We start from the raw sequence: 15,248 nt of genomic DNA, 5'->3' as shown, positions 1-15,248 counted from the left end.
TAGCCGTCGGACTCCTCTGTGGAAGTCGCACGGAGGGTCTGCAGGCCTCACCGGTTTGGGTGACGGCGATATTCACAACCCCCGGGCCGTCCACAGTTTTTCACCAAGATCCACACGATTTCCGGGATCGCTGCACCGTGATTCCAGCGCACCCCGCTCGCGGCGACTTCCTTGGCCGCCCGGCGATTGCGGGGAGGCGTTTGGCCGGTTTCCGTCGGCCGTTCCGAGGGAGGCCGCGTTGCCGGTTCTCCCGGCGTATTGGGAATCGCGGGGCCGCAAGGGCTCCGTGAGCAGTGAAGGGGGATGGAGACCGTGGCCGGAACCGTCACACACGATCCGCCGCCCGCCGCAGGGCGACAGGGTGGGCCGCTGATCGTCACCGAGGACACCGACCTTCTCGACGACCTGCTGCGCCTGTGCGCCGCGGCGGGCGCCACACCCGAGGTGCACCACGGGGTGCCCGAGCGCAGAGGCGGGTGGGAGGCCGCACCGCTCGTCCTCGTGGGCGACGACGCGGCGCGGCGGGTGCGCGGCGCCGCCCGCAGGAAGGGTGTCGTCCTCGTCGGACGGGACCAGGACGACTCGGGGGTGTGGCGGCGGGCCGTCGAGATCGGCGCCGAGCACGTCCTGATGCTGCCCGACGGCGAGCAGTGGCTGGTCGACCGGATCGCCGACGTCGCCGAGGGCGTGGGCCGGCCGGCCCTCACCGTCGGGGTCGTCGGCGGCCGCGGCGGGGCCGGCGCGTCCACACTCGCCTGCGCCCTTGCCGTCACCTCCGCGCGGGAGGGACTGCGCACCCTGCTGGTGGACGCCGATCCGCTGGGCGGCGGACTCGACGTCCTGCTCGGCGGGGAGACGGCCGAGGGGCTGCGCTGGCCGGCGTTCGCGTCCTCACGAGGGCGCGTCGGCGGGGGCGCCCTGGAGGAGTCGCTGCCTGAGCTGCACTCGCTGCGCGTGCTCAGCTGGGACCGGGGCGATCGGATCGCCGTCCCGCCCCCGGCGGTGCGCGCGGTCCTGGCGGCGGCACGCCGGCGGGGCGGCACGGTGGTCGTCGACCTGCCGCGCCGGATCGACGACGGTGTGGCCGAGGTGCTCACCCAGCTCGACATGGGTCTGCTGGTGGTGCCCTCGGAGCTGCGGGCCGTGGCCGCTGCCGGCCGGGTGGCGTCCGCGATCGGCATGGTCCTGCGGGATCTGCGGGTCGCGGTCCGCGGCCCGCACGCGCCGGGGCTCGACGACCGGGAGGTGGCCCGGCTGCTGGGGCTGCCGTTGGCCGGCGAGGTGCCGGTCGAGCCGGGGCTGCTGCGACCGGACGGAGGTGCGGCACCCCCGGGTGCGGCTCCGCGCGGACCGCTCGCCCGGTTCTGCCGGGAGTTCTGGGAGCGGGCGCTCGTCGAGGCGGGTGCGGCATGAGCACGCTGACCGGACCCGAGGGCGCGGAGCTGCTCGACGGCGTACGGCGGTGGCTGGCCGACAGCGGGGCGGAGCCGACCCCCGCACGCGTGGCGCAGGCCCTGCGGGACCAGGGCCGGGTGCTCGGGGACGCCGAGGTCCTGGGGGCTGCTGCCCGGCTGCGATCCGAACTGGTCGGCAGCGGGCCGCTGGAGCCGCTGCTCGCCGACCCGTCGGTGACCGACGTGCTGGTGTCGGGCCCGGACCGGGTCTGGGTGGACCGGGGCGGCGGGCTGGAGCTGACGCCGGTACGGTTCGCGGACGCCGCGGCCGTGCGGAGGCTGGCCCAGCGACTGGCCGCCGTGGCGGGCCGCCGGCTGGACGACGCTCGTCCCTGGGCCGACGCCCGGCTGCCTGACGGCACCCGGTTGCACGCCGTGCTGCCACCGGTGGCCGTGGACTGCGCCTGCCTGTCCCTCCGCGTGGTCCGGCCGCGGGCCTTCACCCTCGGGGAACTGGTCGCAGCGGGCACGGTGCCGCCCGGCGGCGACCGGGTCCTGCGCGCCCTGCTCGACGCCCGGCTCTCCTTCCTGGTCAGCGGGGGCACCGGCAGCGGGAACCCAAATATGCCTTGATGACGCCTCTACTGAGTGATCACTTTATGGGCGCACGTAAAGTGATCCGGAGGGATTCTGACCTGCGGCTTTGTGGTGCGATTCGCCGTCCTCCGGTCACGCCTTCGAATCCAAGGTGAGCGTAGAAAGCGGCCCCGGCCGGCATCGGGGGGAGGCGCCGGCCGGGCTGCGGGGGAAGTGGTCAGGCGCGGGCGGTGACGACGAGCGTCCCCACTCGCCGGGTGCCCGAGGGCGCGGCCAGGACGGAAGCGTGCACGTCCATATAGCCGTGCTCAGCCAGGAGATGCTCCCAGGCGTCGGGCTCGTAGTCCCAGCGCTTCACGACGAGCGGGTCCTCGTCGGCGCCGCGCGGGATGTACGAGGCCTGGCAGCCGTAGCAGCCCTCGATCGGCGGCCGCTGGGAGAACACCAGCCGACCGCCCGGGTGCAGTCGCTCACGGATCGCGGGCAGCAGCCGAGCCGGGTCGGTGAACCAGACGGCGCCGTACACCGAGTACACCGCGGCGAACCCCTCTCGGTCCTCGCGCAGGAACTCGAGGGCGTCCGCCTGGTGCAGTTCTAGGCCGGCCGTCTGCCCCCAGCGGTCGCGTGCCGCCGTCAGCTGCTTCGGGGAGATGTCCACGCCGACCGCGCGGTGGCCGAGCGCGGCGAGGTGCGCGGCGTTGCCGCCCTTGCCGCACCCGAGGTCCAGTACCCGCGAGCCGGGCAGCGCTTCGAGGAGGCTGGCGCCGGGGCCGTGGTCCTCGTACTGGGTCCAGTTGAACCAGGTCGACTCGCCGCGGCCGTTGACCGGCCGGCGCTCCGGGCGCTGCCGTGAGTAGGTGTCCCAGGCGATCGCGGTTTCTGTCACGTGGTGCTCCGCTCATAGGGCCAGCCGCCCGGCTGTGACGCCGGACGGCTGGAGTCTTGCACGATGGGCGCGTTACTGCTTGCCGCTGTTGGGGCTGTCGGTGCACCCGGCGTGGCACTGGGTGCAGTCCGCCATGTCCGGCCACAGCTCTTCGTCCACGGCGTACCCGGCGGCCGTGATGGCGGCGAGGGTGCGCTCGCGGGTGGCTTGTGCGCCGTCCGGCGTCTCGTCGTCCTCCTCGGTCGGGACGTGGTGGACGAAGCGGCCGACGACCTGCTCGCAGAAGCGGGCGTAGTCGACGGTGTGCAGGATGAATGCGTGCCAGCCGACATCGACCAGCTTGCTCGGTGCGAGGGCCTGGCCCGGCTGGTTGCCGGACGCGGCGATGAAGGCGGCGGCCTGGCCGACGATGCGGCGGGCGGTCGCCTCGGCGATCTCCGGGTGGTCGGCGGTGATGCGGCGGGCGAGCCGGTCGGTCACCTCAGGGTCGACGAGGGTGGCCGGGTCGGTGGTGCCCACGGGGCGCTCTAACGTGATGGTCACGTCTTCCTCCTGGTGTGGACGGGCGCCCCCGGTCGGAGGCGCCTTGGCCCGCCCGCGCCGGGCTCGTGGAGCTGGGCGCGGGCGGGAGTCTGTAGGTGGTGCAGCTGGCCGCAGCCCGACAGGGGCGGACAGGCGTACACGTCGACGCTCAGGTCGTGCGCACCGGACTGGTCCACCGCGCGACCTGCGGGTATGCCGCCGGTCTCGCGGAGCGAGGCGCCGCAGAAGCAGCAGGCCCAACCGGAGTGCTGCGCCCAGGTCAAGGCGGCCGCGGAGGGCGGCTCCGGCCGTGTCACTTCCGTCCGCCCAGCTGGGCCCAGACGCCCCGCTCGTCGGTCGTCAGTCCGGCCGAGTGGGACAGGCCCGTGATGAGCGTCCAGGCGGGGCCGTGCGAGGACAGCAGCGGCAGCGGGTCCGCCCCCTGGGCGGTGATGCGGATGCGGGGCCCGGCGGTGGACAGGGTCATTTCGATGGCGGCGGCGCCGGAGCTGAGTACGGCGAGGTACAGCTCGTGGGCGAGCAGCGGGGCGTCGGGGTGGTGTACGCGGCCGGCTGTCCACAGCCGGACGTGAGCGGCTTCCGCCGGCTCCCCCTTGAACGCCTTCTGCCACGCGTGACCCGATTCGGGCATAGCTGTCCCCCGACGCAACGGTGGTTATCTGAGTACGGATAGTGCTTATCTGTACTCAGATTGTCGCCGCGTTTGGCGCTGGTCAAGTGGGAGGGCAAAGTATGTGTACTCAGATTGACGCGATCACTCGGAATGGGGGTGCCGTGGTGGCACAGCCTGAGTACCTGCGCATCGCCGCCGACCTGCGAAGCCGCATCTCCTCCGGCGAGTGGGGGCCAGGCGACCAGATCCCGACCATCCCCGAACTGTGCGAGCACTACCGGGTCTCACAGACCACCGTCCGCAACGCGCTCGACCTGATCCGCAACGAGGGGCTCGTCGAGTCCCGGGCCCGCGCCGGCACGCGCGTCCGCCCCCGGCCCCCGATCCACCGCATGGCGGCCGACCGCTACCGCTCCACCCCAGGCGCCAAGTCCACGCCCTACACCCGGGACCAGGGCATCGGCTGGTCCGAGTACCGGCTCGACAAGCGGTTCGAGCGGGTCCAGGCCGACGCCGAACTGGCGGCCCTATTCGAGTGCGAGGTGGGCGAGCGGCTGCTCGCGCGCCACTTCGTGTTCTACGACAACGACGAGCCCACCCAGATGTCCACCAGCTACGTCCGGTGGTCCGACGTTGCAGGCACCCCGGTGGCCGACCCCATCAACGAGCCTTGGCCCGGCGGAACCCGGGCACAGCTCGGGAGTCTCGGCATCCGCGTCACGCAGGTCGCCGAAAGCTTCACCGCCGCCATGCCGAACGAGGTGGAGGCGACCACGCTGAGGATCGGTGCCGGCGTGCCGGTGCTGCGGTACACGCGCAAGCACATCGCCGACACCGGCCGAGTCGTCGAGGTCGCCCATCCGATCGTGCGCCGCGGGGACACCACCATCGTCGACTTCCGTATCGACCTTGAGGACTGACTCCAGGCATGACGAAGCGGCCCCGCCCTCCGAAGAGGGCGGGGCCGCGAACTTCTCGTGCATGGCATTGAACTGGAGTCGGGGCGAGCACGTTACAAGATGCAGACACCGTGACAACTGCCGTCGTCATAGGCGACCACCCGCTGTGTAAGGGTGCCGCTACGGTGTTTCCTCTCCGCCGTCACCCCCGACGGAGGTGGGGAAGCGGTCCGTGACCTGGAGCTTCGCGCCTTCAGGTCACGGGCTCCCTCGCTCCGTCAAGGCTCACCAGGGCTTGACGGTCAGACTCTCGCAGTATCAGCGAGAGCCAGCCGAGTCATCATCGGGGCACTCGGCTGGGCCCGCCCTGCTGCCATCGGGGCGGGACGCTGCACACCTAGGGGACAGGAAGGGTGGCAGCCGGAGAGGGCCGGGGATGCACCGCCCGGCCCTCTCCATCACCTCATTGAGCCAGCAATCATTTACAGCCACAGTGCAGATACCGCGAACCCGAGCCTTTGTGGCTCCGTAGTGACTGGTGGACGCGGGTCGTCTGTGGGCTGACGCTACCCCGTTGTGCTGGCGATGGTGACAACCCATGGAAAATCGCCGACCAGCGTCTGGGGCTTCACCGAAGGGTCGGAGCTCGAGGTGCCGCACCGAATGTCGCCTCCGTAGGACGTTTGGTGCGACACCTCACTCCGTCCCCGTCGAAGGGAAAGGACGGTACGGAGCATGCCGTGGGGGCGCGCTCCTACCACGCCATTCCCTGTTGTCGACAGGGACGGGACCCCTGCTCGCGTAGCAGGGGGAAGGGCCGGGTGATGGTGATCACCCGGCCCTTCTCGCACTCTTTGGCGATTGCTGTGAACCCGCCGAGCACTGCTCGCGTAGCTGCAAGTAGATACCGGCTACTGCGGTTCACTGCCCGCCCACACACCTGCGCTGTGGAGGGCAGCCCGCAGCACCCCCCCCGTTGGTATCGAAGGGTCTCCCCTGGTGGGGTGAGACCACAGGTGCTGCTGTGTCGGAACATGTCCCAAGCAATTCCGGGCGGCAGGACCAGAACGCTGTTGGGGGTGGGTCGATTCCCAGGTCGACCCACCCCCAACGGTGCCACTACCGAGTCGATGTGCAGTTGTCCTGGGGTACTGGCGCCCTGGCCCGCGCTGTTACTGCCGCCAGGGTGCCAGATCGAGTTCGGTCGGAGGCTCGGGTGCCGGCCCGGCCGGTGTATCCGGGCCAACCTTCTTCGCCCACCGCCAGATGTCGACGACGTAGGACGCCAGCAGCTTGCGCTGCTTACGCTCGTCGGCCAGCTCCCGGTCGAGCCGGTCGGTGATCTCCTTGAAGTCGGCCCGCCGGTTGGTCGCCCTCGACTGCCCCCACGACAGCAGCCCCACGACCAGAGCGACCGCCCCGCCGACCAGTGCCCCCACATCCATCAGCGGCCTCGCTTTCTCAGGTGCAGCGGGAGCGGGTCGTCCATACCTGCGACCAGCACCACGCCGAGTGTGAACGCCCCCCACCCGCACGCCGACCCGACCGCCGGCGGGTACGTGCTCGCCGCCGCGGCCGCGAACACTCCGGCCCACAGACCGCCTGGGACGGCGAGCGCGACGTACCCGGCGGCCTGCGCGCGGGGGCATGCGGTGAGCAGGCCGGCCACCGCGGCGACCGCTCCGCACACCACCCACATCCAGCCGAGGGTGTCGAGGCCTCCGGGCACGTGCCGGGTCAGGTCGGCCAGGCCGCGGGCCGTGCCGTAGCGGGGTTGGTCGATGATGCCCAGTCCGCCGTAGCCAGCCCAGCCGCAGCCGAGGATGACGAGGAAGGCGCGGCGGTGGGAGAACCGCCGCACGGCCGCCGCGCCCCACATCAGGCGTCCGTCTTCGGCCGGTTGGGTACGGCGTAGGTGATGCCCCAGGCGCCGAGTACGGCGAGCACGATGGTGACGCCTTCGCCGGTGGTGAGCACCTGGTCCTGGACGGCGGTGACGGCAGCCGTGGCGCCGGCTGCGATACCAGCGACGAGCGACTTGGCGATGCTGGAGATTTTCATGGTGGAGTCCTTTCAGACATTGGGGACGCGGAGCTTGGACCAGGAGGTGGGGCCGGGCTTTCCGTCGGCGTCGGCGCCGGCGTAGCCGAGCTTGCGCTGCCACGCGGCATAGGAGCGCTCGTCACCGGAGCCCCACACGTCGGCGTTCGCGGTGGACTGGTACTTGTTGCAGCCTTCGGCGACGAGCCGCTTGTGCATGGCGGCGATGATCGGGCTGCGGCGGCCGGCGGTGAAGAACGCGGCACCGGGGAAGGGCTCGTACTTCGGGTTGCTCGGGGCGGGCGGCGCGCCGACGAACTGGGGCCAGCTGCCGGGGTCCTGGTGGTCGTTCTCCGGGACCTGGCTGTGCCCGTACCAGCCGCCCTCGCCCTCCCACACGGACGCGCTCCGGTGCGGGACGAAGTCGGTGGGGCGCCCCATGGGCCACCGGTTGGGCACGCCCCAGGAGTGCACCCACTCCTGCAGCCGGTCCCAGCCCTTGCACGGGGTGTCGACCAGGCGGGCGTACACGGTGCTGCCGACGCGGCAGTAGGGGAAGAACAGGGCCTCGACCTGGAGGACGACCTTGCCCGCGCGGTTGGTGCGGGTGCCGCCGGGCTTGTCGGCGAGGGACTTACTGCGGGAGTTGGCGGGGAGGAACTGGGTGAAGCGTCCTTCGAAGGGGTCCCACAGGATGTGCGGTGCACTGCCGGCGCCGCTGCCGGCGAAGTAGGACCGCAGGTTGATGTAGGGCACGAGGTCCTGCGGCTTGGCCGCGGTGGCGTTGCGGTCCCAGGTGATGTGCGCGATGGCCTTGGCCTGGCCGCCGTCGGTGGGTGCGTGGTCGCCCACGTCCAGCCGGGTCGCGCCGGGCATCCACAGGTCGGGCATGTGTCCTCCGGGCATGAAGAAGCCCCGGGCCGGACGGCGCGGGGCGGGCGGGGTGTGGGGGTGGGGGTGGGTCAGGCGGCGGCTTCGTAGCGGCCGGACATGTACACGATGTCGCCGGCCGCGAACACGATGGGCAGCTGGCTGTCCCAGATGCCGGAGGCGTCCGCCCGGTTGGAGACGAGCGTCTTGACGACGCCACCGGAGCCCGTGTTGTAGATCGCGTTGCCGCTGTAGTGCAGCGACGTGGAGGCGTCGAAGACGTCGACGTAGGCGATGCGGTACGTGAAGCCCGCGGCCGGGGCGGCGGGCAGTCCGAACATCCAGTTCTCGGACCCGCCGCCCCCGCCCGCTGCAGAGCTGGATCCCCACGTCAGCTGGATGACCCAGTCGACAGTGCGGCCGACCTTCAGGTACCGGCCCACGATGGACCCGTTGCCGAGGGTGGGGGCCGCCCCGCCCTCCGCGAGCCACGACGGCGTGTACGTCGTCCACGCACCGAAGAAGCTGTTGAACTGGTCGCGGATCTCCTGGTTCATGATCGCCGCAGAGACGACCTCACCGACTACCCAGGTTCTCGGGACGAACGTCATGCGGGCCTGCCCTGGATAGTCGGGAGGTCCACGCCCTGCGGCGCGTCCTCGACGGGCCCCTGCCGGGTTGCGGCGGGGTTCTCGGGATCGTCGTCGTGCCACCAGTTCCGCAGGACCGGCTTCAGGCCGGCAAGGCCAGCCTCGACGGCGGCGACGTCCTCGGGGTAGATGACGGTGCACCATCCCCACTGGCACTCCGTGCACGCGTACCGCGGGTCCGCCGGAGAGACGACCTGCGCCGAGCCGCAGCTGCTGCAGTCGGCGATCCACCGGTTCTGGTTGATGCGCGCGTAATACGACTCGTCGACGCTCTCCTCGGGCGGGACGGCGCGGCGGTTCATCCGGTACTCGATCCACCGCCAGACCAACTCGGCGGCGGGGACGTCGGCCCAGGCGTCGCGGGGCATGTGGGACGGCGGCAGGTAGAACGTCTCTGCGCGCACGACAGCGATCGGCACGAGGGGCTCCGTTCTGCGGTTCATCCTCGGATGAGCCACTAGTCTCGGTAAACTGAACGGGTGAAGAACACCCGAGAGTCGGTCATGGCGAGGGTCAAGCAGTCGGGCGCCTGCTGGACCTGGGCGGGCAGCCACACTGCCGACGGGCGGCCGCAGGTCAACTACGACAGCCGGCCCTGGTACGTGTACCGCCTGCTCTACACCTGGCTTGTCGGCCCCATCCCGGACGGCATGACCCTTGACCACGCGTGCGACAACAGGAGGTGCGTGAACCCGTATCACTGCACGCCGGCGACCAACTCGGAGAACGTCCGGCGCGGACTATCGGTCCGCTATGCGGGACGCACGGCGTGCCCGGCGGGTCACCCTCGCGAGGCGTTCGGCAAGCGTGACTCGCGCGGGAAGTGGTGGTGCACCGAGTGCAATCGGGCCAAGCTCCGGGCTCGATACCTCCCGCGTCCGAAGACGCAGAGCGCGACGTGCCCGGCTGGACACCCTCGGGCCGAGTACGGCAAGAAGTACGCCGGCAGCGGCTGGCAGTGCCGCGAGTGCAACAGATTGCGCGCCCAGGAACGCCGACGTCAGAGCCAGGGCTGACAAGGTCTCGGCGTAAGCCAACCTCGTGGTGGAGTCGAGGACGGAGTAGACCGCGTCGTCGAGGACCCAGACGGAGTCGTTGACGGAGGCGGAGGTGTGGAACTGGATCAGGTGCGACTGCTCCTTGATCGTCTCGGTGTAGCCCTCGACGGTGACGCGCAGCGAGGGGGCCGGCGCCTGGGCGGGCAGGTTGTACACGGAGAAGTAACTGGAGATGTCGGCGTCGAGGATGTCCAGGTAGTTGGGCATCGTGTGCGCCTCGATCGGCACCTCGCGCAGCTCGGGCCCGGGGTTGGCGTAGCGGGACACCAGCCAGTACGCCGCGTCCAGCACCGAGTTGTCCGTGGTCTTGAGGACGCTGAGGGACTGTTCGTACTCGCCGAACGCCAGGATCGACTGGGGCGCGGTGACGCGCTGGGTCGCGCCGCCCGGCCGTGACGCTTCGACGATGTTGACCAGCTTCTGGTCGTCGTCGGACAGCTGCACCCCCTTCGTCTCCAGGTCGGCGTAGTTGATGGTGAACACCTCGGACGAGGGGTCGGGGTTGTAGCGCACGTCGCGGGACTGGTAGGCCAGGCCGTAGTAGTCGCGCTCGGCGAACAGCCGGGCGGACTCGGTGGCCTCCACCTCCCGCATGCGCGCGACGACCGAGGAGCCGCCCGGCCCTTGTGAGGCGATCGGGTCGTGCGTGGCGCCGAGCACGGTGACCGAGGACAGCCCGGCGTAGCGGGCCAGGCGCACGATCCGATCGTCTGCCGCCTCGCCGGCGTAGCCGGTGGTGGCGGCGGTGTAGTGGTCGGCGGAGATCGTCGCGCCGATGTTGCCGGTGACGTGGCTGATCGCGACGTGGGCGATCTGCCCGTTGAACAGGCGCGCCCCGCGGTAGCCGCCGATGTGCAGGGTGCGCAGTGCGGTGGTGTTCACCACGGACAGGGTGAACGGCGCGGCCACGCCGTCGATGTAGAGGCGTTTGCTGCCGTAGCCGTCGTGGACGATGTGGTGCCAGGCCCCGTCGTTGAGTACCCGGGCGCTGTTGTAGACGGTGAGCGTGCCGCCGGCCTCGGTGTGCTCGATGACCAGCTCGCCGGAGGCGTTGAGGGCCAGGACGTACTGGTGGTCCAGGGTCGTCTCGTACATGCCGAGGATGACCCGGCCTGCGGTGGTGGTCTTGATCCACACCTCGACGGTCTGCGCGTATGCGGCGGAGTTCGCCTCGAACACGGCGCCGAGGTCGCCGGTGAGGTACTTGCCCTGGCTGGCGCTGGCCGGGGTGAACGCCACGGAGGTGTCGCCGGTGTCGGCCAGGCCCTCGGCGCCGAACTCCAGGGCGCCGCCGGAGCCGAGCTGGGTGACGGCCAGGGCGCCGCAGCCGCCGCCGGAGATGTCGCCGGCGGCCGCTGACCCGGACGGCTCGGTGAGCGGGTAGTAGGCGGACACGGTGTCGCCGACGCCGGGCACGTCCTGGTGGAGGATCTCCTGGGCCAGCATCGACCGCAGGGCGGGTAGCCGGTTGAGGCGCTTGAACAGGTCCGTGCACGTCACGGTGACGGTGGAGACGAGGCCTTCCCAGTCCACGGGGAACTGGTTGACCATCCCGTAGAAGCGGGGCCGCACTTCGGCGCCGACCAGGTCCCACTCGATGTAGTCGCTGGTGCCGCCGGTGCGGGTGGCGGGGAACTCTGCCGCCTGGGTCTGGGCGCCGACCCAGGCCGGGGTGGCCAGGGTGCGGCGCACGGTCCAGATGAACCCGTCGTTGGAGGTCTCCCAGTAGACGGTGCCGCCGGACTCCCGGATGCGCAGCCATGCGTGGTCGATGGCGGAGTAGGTGAGGTTGGTCGGGGTGCCGTCGAAGAAGGACACCTGGTTCATGGCGGCGAGGACGCCGGTGAGGGCGTCGTAGCGCCAGCCGAGCCGCGTGCCCGAGGTGGTGGAGGTGACCCACATCGAGGCGGCCGCGTTGGACGAGCCGCCCGCCGCGGGCACCCTGGCGAGCTTGGCCGTGAGCTTGCTGCCGGTCAGCTTCCACGTCCGGGCCGACACGAGGTTGGCGTCGCCCGCGGTGCTGACCGGCACCCGGGCGACGCCGTTCTGTTCGAGGACTCCACCGCTGCTCGTCCACAGCGTGGGGGACAGGCGGTCGTCGTCGAAGTCGTCGCCGAGCATGGCCATCGGGTACGGCGCGACCCCCGACCGGGTCGGCATCACGGCCACCGAGACCCGGACGGGGGCGTTGCGCCGGACGTAGGGGTAGTACGGGGAGGCCGGGTTGCCCGGGGTGAAGCGCGCGTCCTGGTTGTCCAGGCGCAGGGTCGCCGTCCCGGGCTGCGTCTCGGACAGCTCGTCCGAGGCGCCCCGCGCGATCGACACCCCTTGCTTGTTGGTGTCGACGTAGCGGCTGATGTCCGTCCACGTGATGGACCACGGGTACTGCACCAGTCCGCCCCACCCTGCCTCGACGAGCAGCGGCACCTGCCTCACCCCACCTTCAGCTCGACGTTGAGACCGAACACGCGCTTCAGCTCCAGCAGCTCCCGGCGGATCTCCCGCGCGGTGGCCACCGGGTCCCGGGCGTCGGTCACGGAGATGTTCACCTGCATCACCCCGCCACCGCCGCCGACGACGGCCGGCCGCGCCATGGCGGGCCGGGCCCCGGCGACCCGGCCGGTGACGACGCCCAGGGCGCGGTCGACCGCAGGCAGCGCGTCGGTGAGACCGCGGGCCAGACCCTGCGTCGAGTAGGCGCCGAGTCGCGCCATGACGGTGCTCGGGCTCTTGATGCCGAGCGCCTTGCGGATCGCCTTGTCCATGGCCTTGGCGATCTTCACCATCTGCTTCTCGATCGCGTCCTGCTGCGAGTCGAGACCCTTCAGGTAGCCCTTCGCCGCGTTCTTCCCCGAGTCGTACAGGGCATCGGCGCCCGCCCGGCCGAGAGACTCCGCCTGCGAATTGATCTTGTACTGGGTGGAGTTGATCTCGGAGAGGAGCTTGCCCGACGAACCGGCGAGCGCTGAGGCGTAGGCGTAGCCCTGCTCCGGACCCATCGTGAGGATCTCGCGCAGCATGGTCTTGTTCAGGCCGCGCTTCGCCAGGGACTTGATGTACGAGGAGAAGGTCTTCAGCTTGGCGAGCCGCTGCTGCAGCTTGCTGTTGATGCCGGCCGCGGAGACCTGCTCCTCGCCCTCGAACATCCCGCCCAGGTTGGCCGCCTGCTTGGCCCCGACCCGGGTGGACTCGGCGAAATCCTTGGCGCGCTTGATCGTCGCCGCGATCGAGTCACGCTTGCCCGCCAGGCTGAGCAGGGTCTTCGTGTGCTTGTTGACGTAGGCGACCAGGCGATTGTCCTTGCTGCCGGAGAACGCCGACCAGATGTCCTTGGCCAGGTCCTTCGACGTCGCCTTGATCTTGTCGCGGGATCCGGTCAGGCCCTTGATCAGGCCACGGCCGACGTCCTTCGCCAGCGCCGTCGTCTTCTTCGACGGTGAGCGGATCTCCAGCTCGTCCCGGATGCCCTGGGTGACCGAGGCCGCCATGAGTCGAGCGGCGCTGCTGACGAGCCCGCGCGCGCCCTGCATGCCCGATGCCAGCCCGCGCCCTGCCTCCATGCCTGCGCCCGCCGTACCGGCGCCCGATCCTGTCAGCGCTCCCGCCTTGAAGGTGCCGCTGTTGATCGCCTTGAGCAGCGGCAGGAACTGGCGGGTGCGGCGGGCGTTGATGACGAACTCGTTCTTGCTCAGCCACGGCGCGTAGACATCGTCGGACGTTTCCGTGCCCGGCCCTTCGACGAGGCCGCCTTGGCTGTAGCCGCGGTGAGTAAACGCCCTGCCCGTGTACAGGCCGCCCGTCGCGGCGTTGGGACCGCGCCCGCCCTTACCGGTGTAGATCGTGCGGTTCTCGGTGATGTTGATGTAGTGGTGCCGCGTGTAGGTGTCGGCCGTCTTGCCGTCCAGGCCGTTCAGCAGCCGTTGAGCACGGGCGACCTTCGCCTCCAGGTCGGCGATGTGGGCCTTCAGGGCCGCCTGCTTGCCCGGCGGAACCGTCTTCAGCTTCTGCTTAGCCTCGGTGATCTGGGAGTTCCAGTTGCTGATGTTCAGCTTCAGCATTCCGGAGCTGAGCTTTGGGCCCACGGAGGCGGCGAAGTCGCTGGCCTTCTTGCCGGCCGTGGCCAGCGCGCCGAGGTAGGTGCCCTTGAAACTTTGGAACGCCTCGTTGGCGGCCTTCACCTTGGGGCCGATGCCGGGCATCCAGCCGAAGGCCTTCGCGGCGCCGGCCGAGATTCCGCCGAGCGCGGCGAGGATCCCGGCCGATGCGATGGTGAAGCCCTTGATGAGGAAGGGCGCGGCCTGCGAGGCCATGGACACCATCTCGAGGGTGGCGTTGGCGAAGACGCGGGCCATCTCCATGATGGAGCCCTTGTTGTTGTTGACCCACTGGTTGAGGCGCTGCAGCGGCCCCGCCGTCTCGTTGATCTTGCTTCCGAGTGGGGCGAACGCGCCGAGGATCGCCAGGCCGGTGTCGCGCATGGTGGGGGCGATGATCCGCCCGATGTCGTTGACGGTCTTCAGTCCGTAGCCCAGGTCGCGCAGGGCGGGCCGCAGCATCACCAGCGCGCCACGCAGCATGTCCATGGCTCCGGCGCCGCTGGTGCCGAAGGCGCGGAACAGCTCCCCGAAGATCGGGCCCGTGACGGTTGCGATCTCACCGGAGAGCCGGCCGAAGGCGGGCAGTAGCTGGTTCACCGCGTCGAACAGCCCGTCGAGGAACTTGCCCGCCCCTGCCGCGCCGCTCTGCAGGCCCTGGAAGAAGCCGGGCAGTCCTTTGGATAGCAGGCCCGAGATGCCGTCTGAGAATGCCTGCAGGGTGGGCTGGGAGGCGGCGCCGAAGTCCAGCAGCGAGCGGACGAACGGGCCCATCGCGGAGGTCATGTCGCGCACGAAGGCGCTGCCCAGCTTCAGGTTCTGCTGGAGGGAGTCCTGGAAGCCGGAGTCCTGCAGCATGCGGCCGACTCCTGCGGCCGCGTCCCCGAAAGCGCCGCCGAGCTCGGTCATCGACCGGCCCAGGATCTTCACTACCGGTGCGGCCGCCTTGACGGCCTGGGTGAAGCCGGGCAGCATCGCGGCCTGGATGTCCTTGCCGATGCCGCCGAACTTGCCCTTCAGGTCCACCAGCGCCCGGGTGAAGTCGCGCGCCGGCGGGGACAGCTTCTTCAGCGCTTCGGCGTACTCCTCCTTGCCCTTGCCCGCGGCCTCCATCGCATCGCCCACGCCCTTGAAGCCCAGGGTGAGGGTGCCCGCGGCCAGGCCCGCGCCGGCCATCATCGGCACCAGGGCGCCGATGGCAGGCAGCAGCGACATGCCCGCCACCGCGGCGATCCCGGCCATGACCGGGCCCAGGCCGCCACCGGAGCGGCCCAGTGCCATCGCGGTCTCGCCGCCCGCCGCGCTCACGTCGCCCAGGCGGCGGGCCAGGTCGGGCATGCCCGAGCCCATCATGCGGGCTGCGTCCCCGGCCGAGAGGAACCGGCCGCGCAGGTCGCGCAGTCGTCCGTCCGCGTCCTGGGTGAACCCGCGCACCGCCCGGGCGTTGCTGTTCATGTCGTCGTTGAGACGGCGGTGCAGGCGGGCGGAGGCATCCCCGGCCCCGTTCAGGACGGGGCTGAGCTGGTCGTCGCCGTCGAGGACGAACCGCAGGCGCTGCGTCATTCCTCACCTCCGCGGATCTGGGCCTGGTGGTTGTCGATCCA

The 15,248-nt window shown here is 70.7% G+C and carries 13 protein-coding genes and 2 pseudogenes; 4 read left to right on the top strand and 11 right to left on the bottom strand.

Going from position 1 to position 15,248, the window contains the following annotated elements; genetic code table 11:
• Positions 1-303: 303 nt before the first annotated feature.
• Both ssd and ACH4C6_RS14350 read left to right on the top strand, forming a co-directional pair.
• Positions 304-1,413, top strand: a complete 1,110-nt coding sequence (gene ssd / locus ACH4C6_RS14355) for a septum site-determining protein Ssd (RefSeq protein ID WP_398108885.1) — start codon at positions 304-306, stop codon at positions 1,411-1,413.
• A pseudogene (locus ACH4C6_RS14350) lies at positions 1,410-2,021 on the top strand (ATPase, T2SS/T4P/T4SS family); the annotation flags it as partial. The gene ssd and the pseudogene ACH4C6_RS14350, both read left to right, overlap by 4 nt.
• A gap of 187 nt (positions 2,022-2,208) precedes the next feature.
• On the opposite strand, the gene ACH4C6_RS14345 reads toward ACH4C6_RS14350, so the two are convergent.
• The 3 genes from ACH4C6_RS14345 to ACH4C6_RS14335 all read right to left on the bottom strand — a co-directional run bounded on the left by ACH4C6_RS14345 (position 2,209) and on the right by ACH4C6_RS14335 (position 4,051).
• Positions 2,209-2,877: a class I SAM-dependent methyltransferase gene (locus tag ACH4C6_RS14345; protein ID WP_398108884.1), complete on the bottom strand. Its 669-nt coding sequence runs from the start codon at positions 2,875-2,877 to the stop codon at positions 2,209-2,211.
• A 72-nt stretch (positions 2,878-2,949) separates the two neighbouring features.
• Positions 2,950-3,420 (bottom strand): glycine-rich domain-containing protein, encoded by a 471-nt coding sequence (locus tag ACH4C6_RS14340; RefSeq protein ID WP_398108883.1) that lies wholly within the window; start codon positions 3,418-3,420, stop codon positions 2,950-2,952.
• 292 nt (positions 3,421-3,712) lie between these two features.
• A complete protein-coding gene (locus ACH4C6_RS14335) occupies positions 3,713-4,051 on the bottom strand; it encodes a hypothetical protein (protein WP_398108882.1) in 339 nt (112 codons plus the stop codon).
• Positions 4,052-4,197: 146 nt separating this feature from the next.
• On the opposite strand from ACH4C6_RS14335, the gene ACH4C6_RS14330 reads away from it, so the two are divergent.
• Positions 4,198-4,953 (top strand): GntR family transcriptional regulator, encoded by a 756-nt coding sequence (locus ACH4C6_RS14330; RefSeq protein WP_398108881.1) that lies wholly within the window; start codon positions 4,198-4,200, stop codon positions 4,951-4,953.
• A 1,151-nt stretch (positions 4,954-6,104) separates the two neighbouring features.
• On the opposite strand, the gene ACH4C6_RS14325 is transcribed toward ACH4C6_RS14330, so the two are convergent.
• From ACH4C6_RS14325 to ACH4C6_RS14300, 6 genes are all read right to left on the bottom strand, one after another.
• Positions 6,105-6,377 carry a hypothetical protein gene (locus ACH4C6_RS14325; RefSeq protein WP_398108880.1) on the bottom strand — a complete coding sequence of 91 codons (273 nt, stop codon included), beginning with the start codon at positions 6,375-6,377 and terminating at the stop codon, positions 6,105-6,107.
• Positions 6,377-6,811 carry a hypothetical protein gene (locus ACH4C6_RS14320; protein WP_398108879.1) on the bottom strand — a complete coding sequence of 145 codons (435 nt, stop codon included), beginning with the start codon at positions 6,809-6,811 and terminating at the stop codon, positions 6,377-6,379. Before ACH4C6_RS14320 ends, ACH4C6_RS14325 begins: the two co-directional genes overlap by 1 nt.
• Positions 6,811-6,993 carry a hypothetical protein gene (locus tag ACH4C6_RS14315; RefSeq protein WP_398108878.1) on the bottom strand — a complete coding sequence of 61 codons (183 nt, stop codon included), beginning with the start codon at positions 6,991-6,993 and terminating at the stop codon, positions 6,811-6,813. The genes ACH4C6_RS14320 and ACH4C6_RS14315 overlap by 1 nt, the downstream gene beginning before the upstream one ends.
• Before the next feature lie 12 nt (positions 6,994-7,005).
• Positions 7,006-7,863 carry a peptidoglycan-binding protein gene (locus ACH4C6_RS14310; protein WP_398108877.1) on the bottom strand — a complete coding sequence of 286 codons (858 nt, stop codon included), beginning with the start codon at positions 7,861-7,863 and terminating at the stop codon, positions 7,006-7,008.
• A 71-nt stretch (positions 7,864-7,934) separates the two neighbouring features.
• Positions 7,935-8,453 (bottom strand): hypothetical protein, encoded by a 519-nt coding sequence (locus ACH4C6_RS14305; RefSeq protein WP_398108876.1) that lies wholly within the window; start codon positions 8,451-8,453, stop codon positions 7,935-7,937.
• On the bottom strand, positions 8,450-8,911 hold the full coding sequence (locus ACH4C6_RS14300; protein ID WP_398108875.1) for a hypothetical protein: 462 nt from the start codon (positions 8,909-8,911) through the stop codon (positions 8,450-8,452). The genes ACH4C6_RS14305 and ACH4C6_RS14300 overlap by 4 nt, the downstream gene beginning before the upstream one ends.
• A gap of 84 nt (positions 8,912-8,995) precedes the next feature.
• Here ACH4C6_RS14300 and ACH4C6_RS14295 point away from each other — a divergent pair.
• Positions 8,996-9,214: pseudogene (locus tag ACH4C6_RS14295) on the top strand (HNH endonuclease); the annotation flags it as partial.
• A gap of 18 nt (positions 9,215-9,232) precedes the next feature.
• On the opposite strand, the gene ACH4C6_RS14290 reads toward ACH4C6_RS14295, so the two are convergent.
• Both ACH4C6_RS14290 and ACH4C6_RS14285 read right to left on the bottom strand, forming a co-directional pair.
• Complete coding sequence (locus ACH4C6_RS14290; protein ID WP_398108874.1) at positions 9,233-11,986, bottom strand: LamG domain-containing protein; 2,754 nt, start codon at positions 11,984-11,986, stop codon at positions 9,233-9,235.
• Positions 11,983-15,207, bottom strand: coding sequence for a hypothetical protein (locus ACH4C6_RS14285; RefSeq protein ID WP_398108873.1), 3,225 nt, complete (start codon positions 15,205-15,207; stop codon positions 11,983-11,985). The genes ACH4C6_RS14290 and ACH4C6_RS14285 overlap by 4 nt, the downstream gene beginning before the upstream one ends.
• Positions 15,208-15,248 lie beyond the last annotated feature (41 nt).

Source organism: Streptomyces sp. NPDC017943 (assembly GCF_044328425.1).
Classification (GTDB): Bacteria; Actinomycetota; Actinomycetes; order Streptomycetales; family Streptomycetaceae; genus Streptomyces; species Streptomyces djakartensis_A.
Note: the sequence above shows the minus strand (reverse complement) of the source record. Positions and strands in the feature narration are given on the sequence as shown.

Coding starts and splice junctions, on each gene's coding strand:
- ssd (WP_398108885.1), top strand. CDS start 304: ATGGAGACCGTGGCCGGAACCGTCACACACGATCCGCCGCCCGCCGCA.
- ACH4C6_RS14335 (WP_398108882.1), bottom strand. CDS start 4,051: ATGCCCGAATCGGGTCACGCGTGGCAGAAGGCGTTCAAGGGGGAGCCG.
- ACH4C6_RS14325 (WP_398108880.1), bottom strand. CDS start 6,377: ATGGATGTGGGGGCACTGGTCGGCGGGGCGGTCGCTCTGGTCGTGGGG.
- ACH4C6_RS14320 (WP_398108879.1), bottom strand. CDS start 6,811: ATGTGGGGCGCGGCGGCCGTGCGGCGGTTCTCCCACCGCCGCGCCTTC.
- ACH4C6_RS14315 (WP_398108878.1), bottom strand. CDS start 6,993: ATGAAAATCTCCAGCATCGCCAAGTCGCTCGTCGCTGGTATCGCAGCC.
- ACH4C6_RS14310 (WP_398108877.1), bottom strand. CDS start 7,863: ATGCCCGACCTGTGGATGCCCGGCGCGACCCGGCTGGACGTGGGCGAC.
- ACH4C6_RS14305 (WP_398108876.1), bottom strand. CDS start 8,453: ATGACGTTCGTCCCGAGAACCTGGGTAGTCGGTGAGGTCGTCTCTGCG.
- ACH4C6_RS14285 (WP_398108873.1), bottom strand. CDS start 15,207: ATGACGCAGCGCCTGCGGTTCGTCCTCGACGGCGACGACCAGCTCAGC.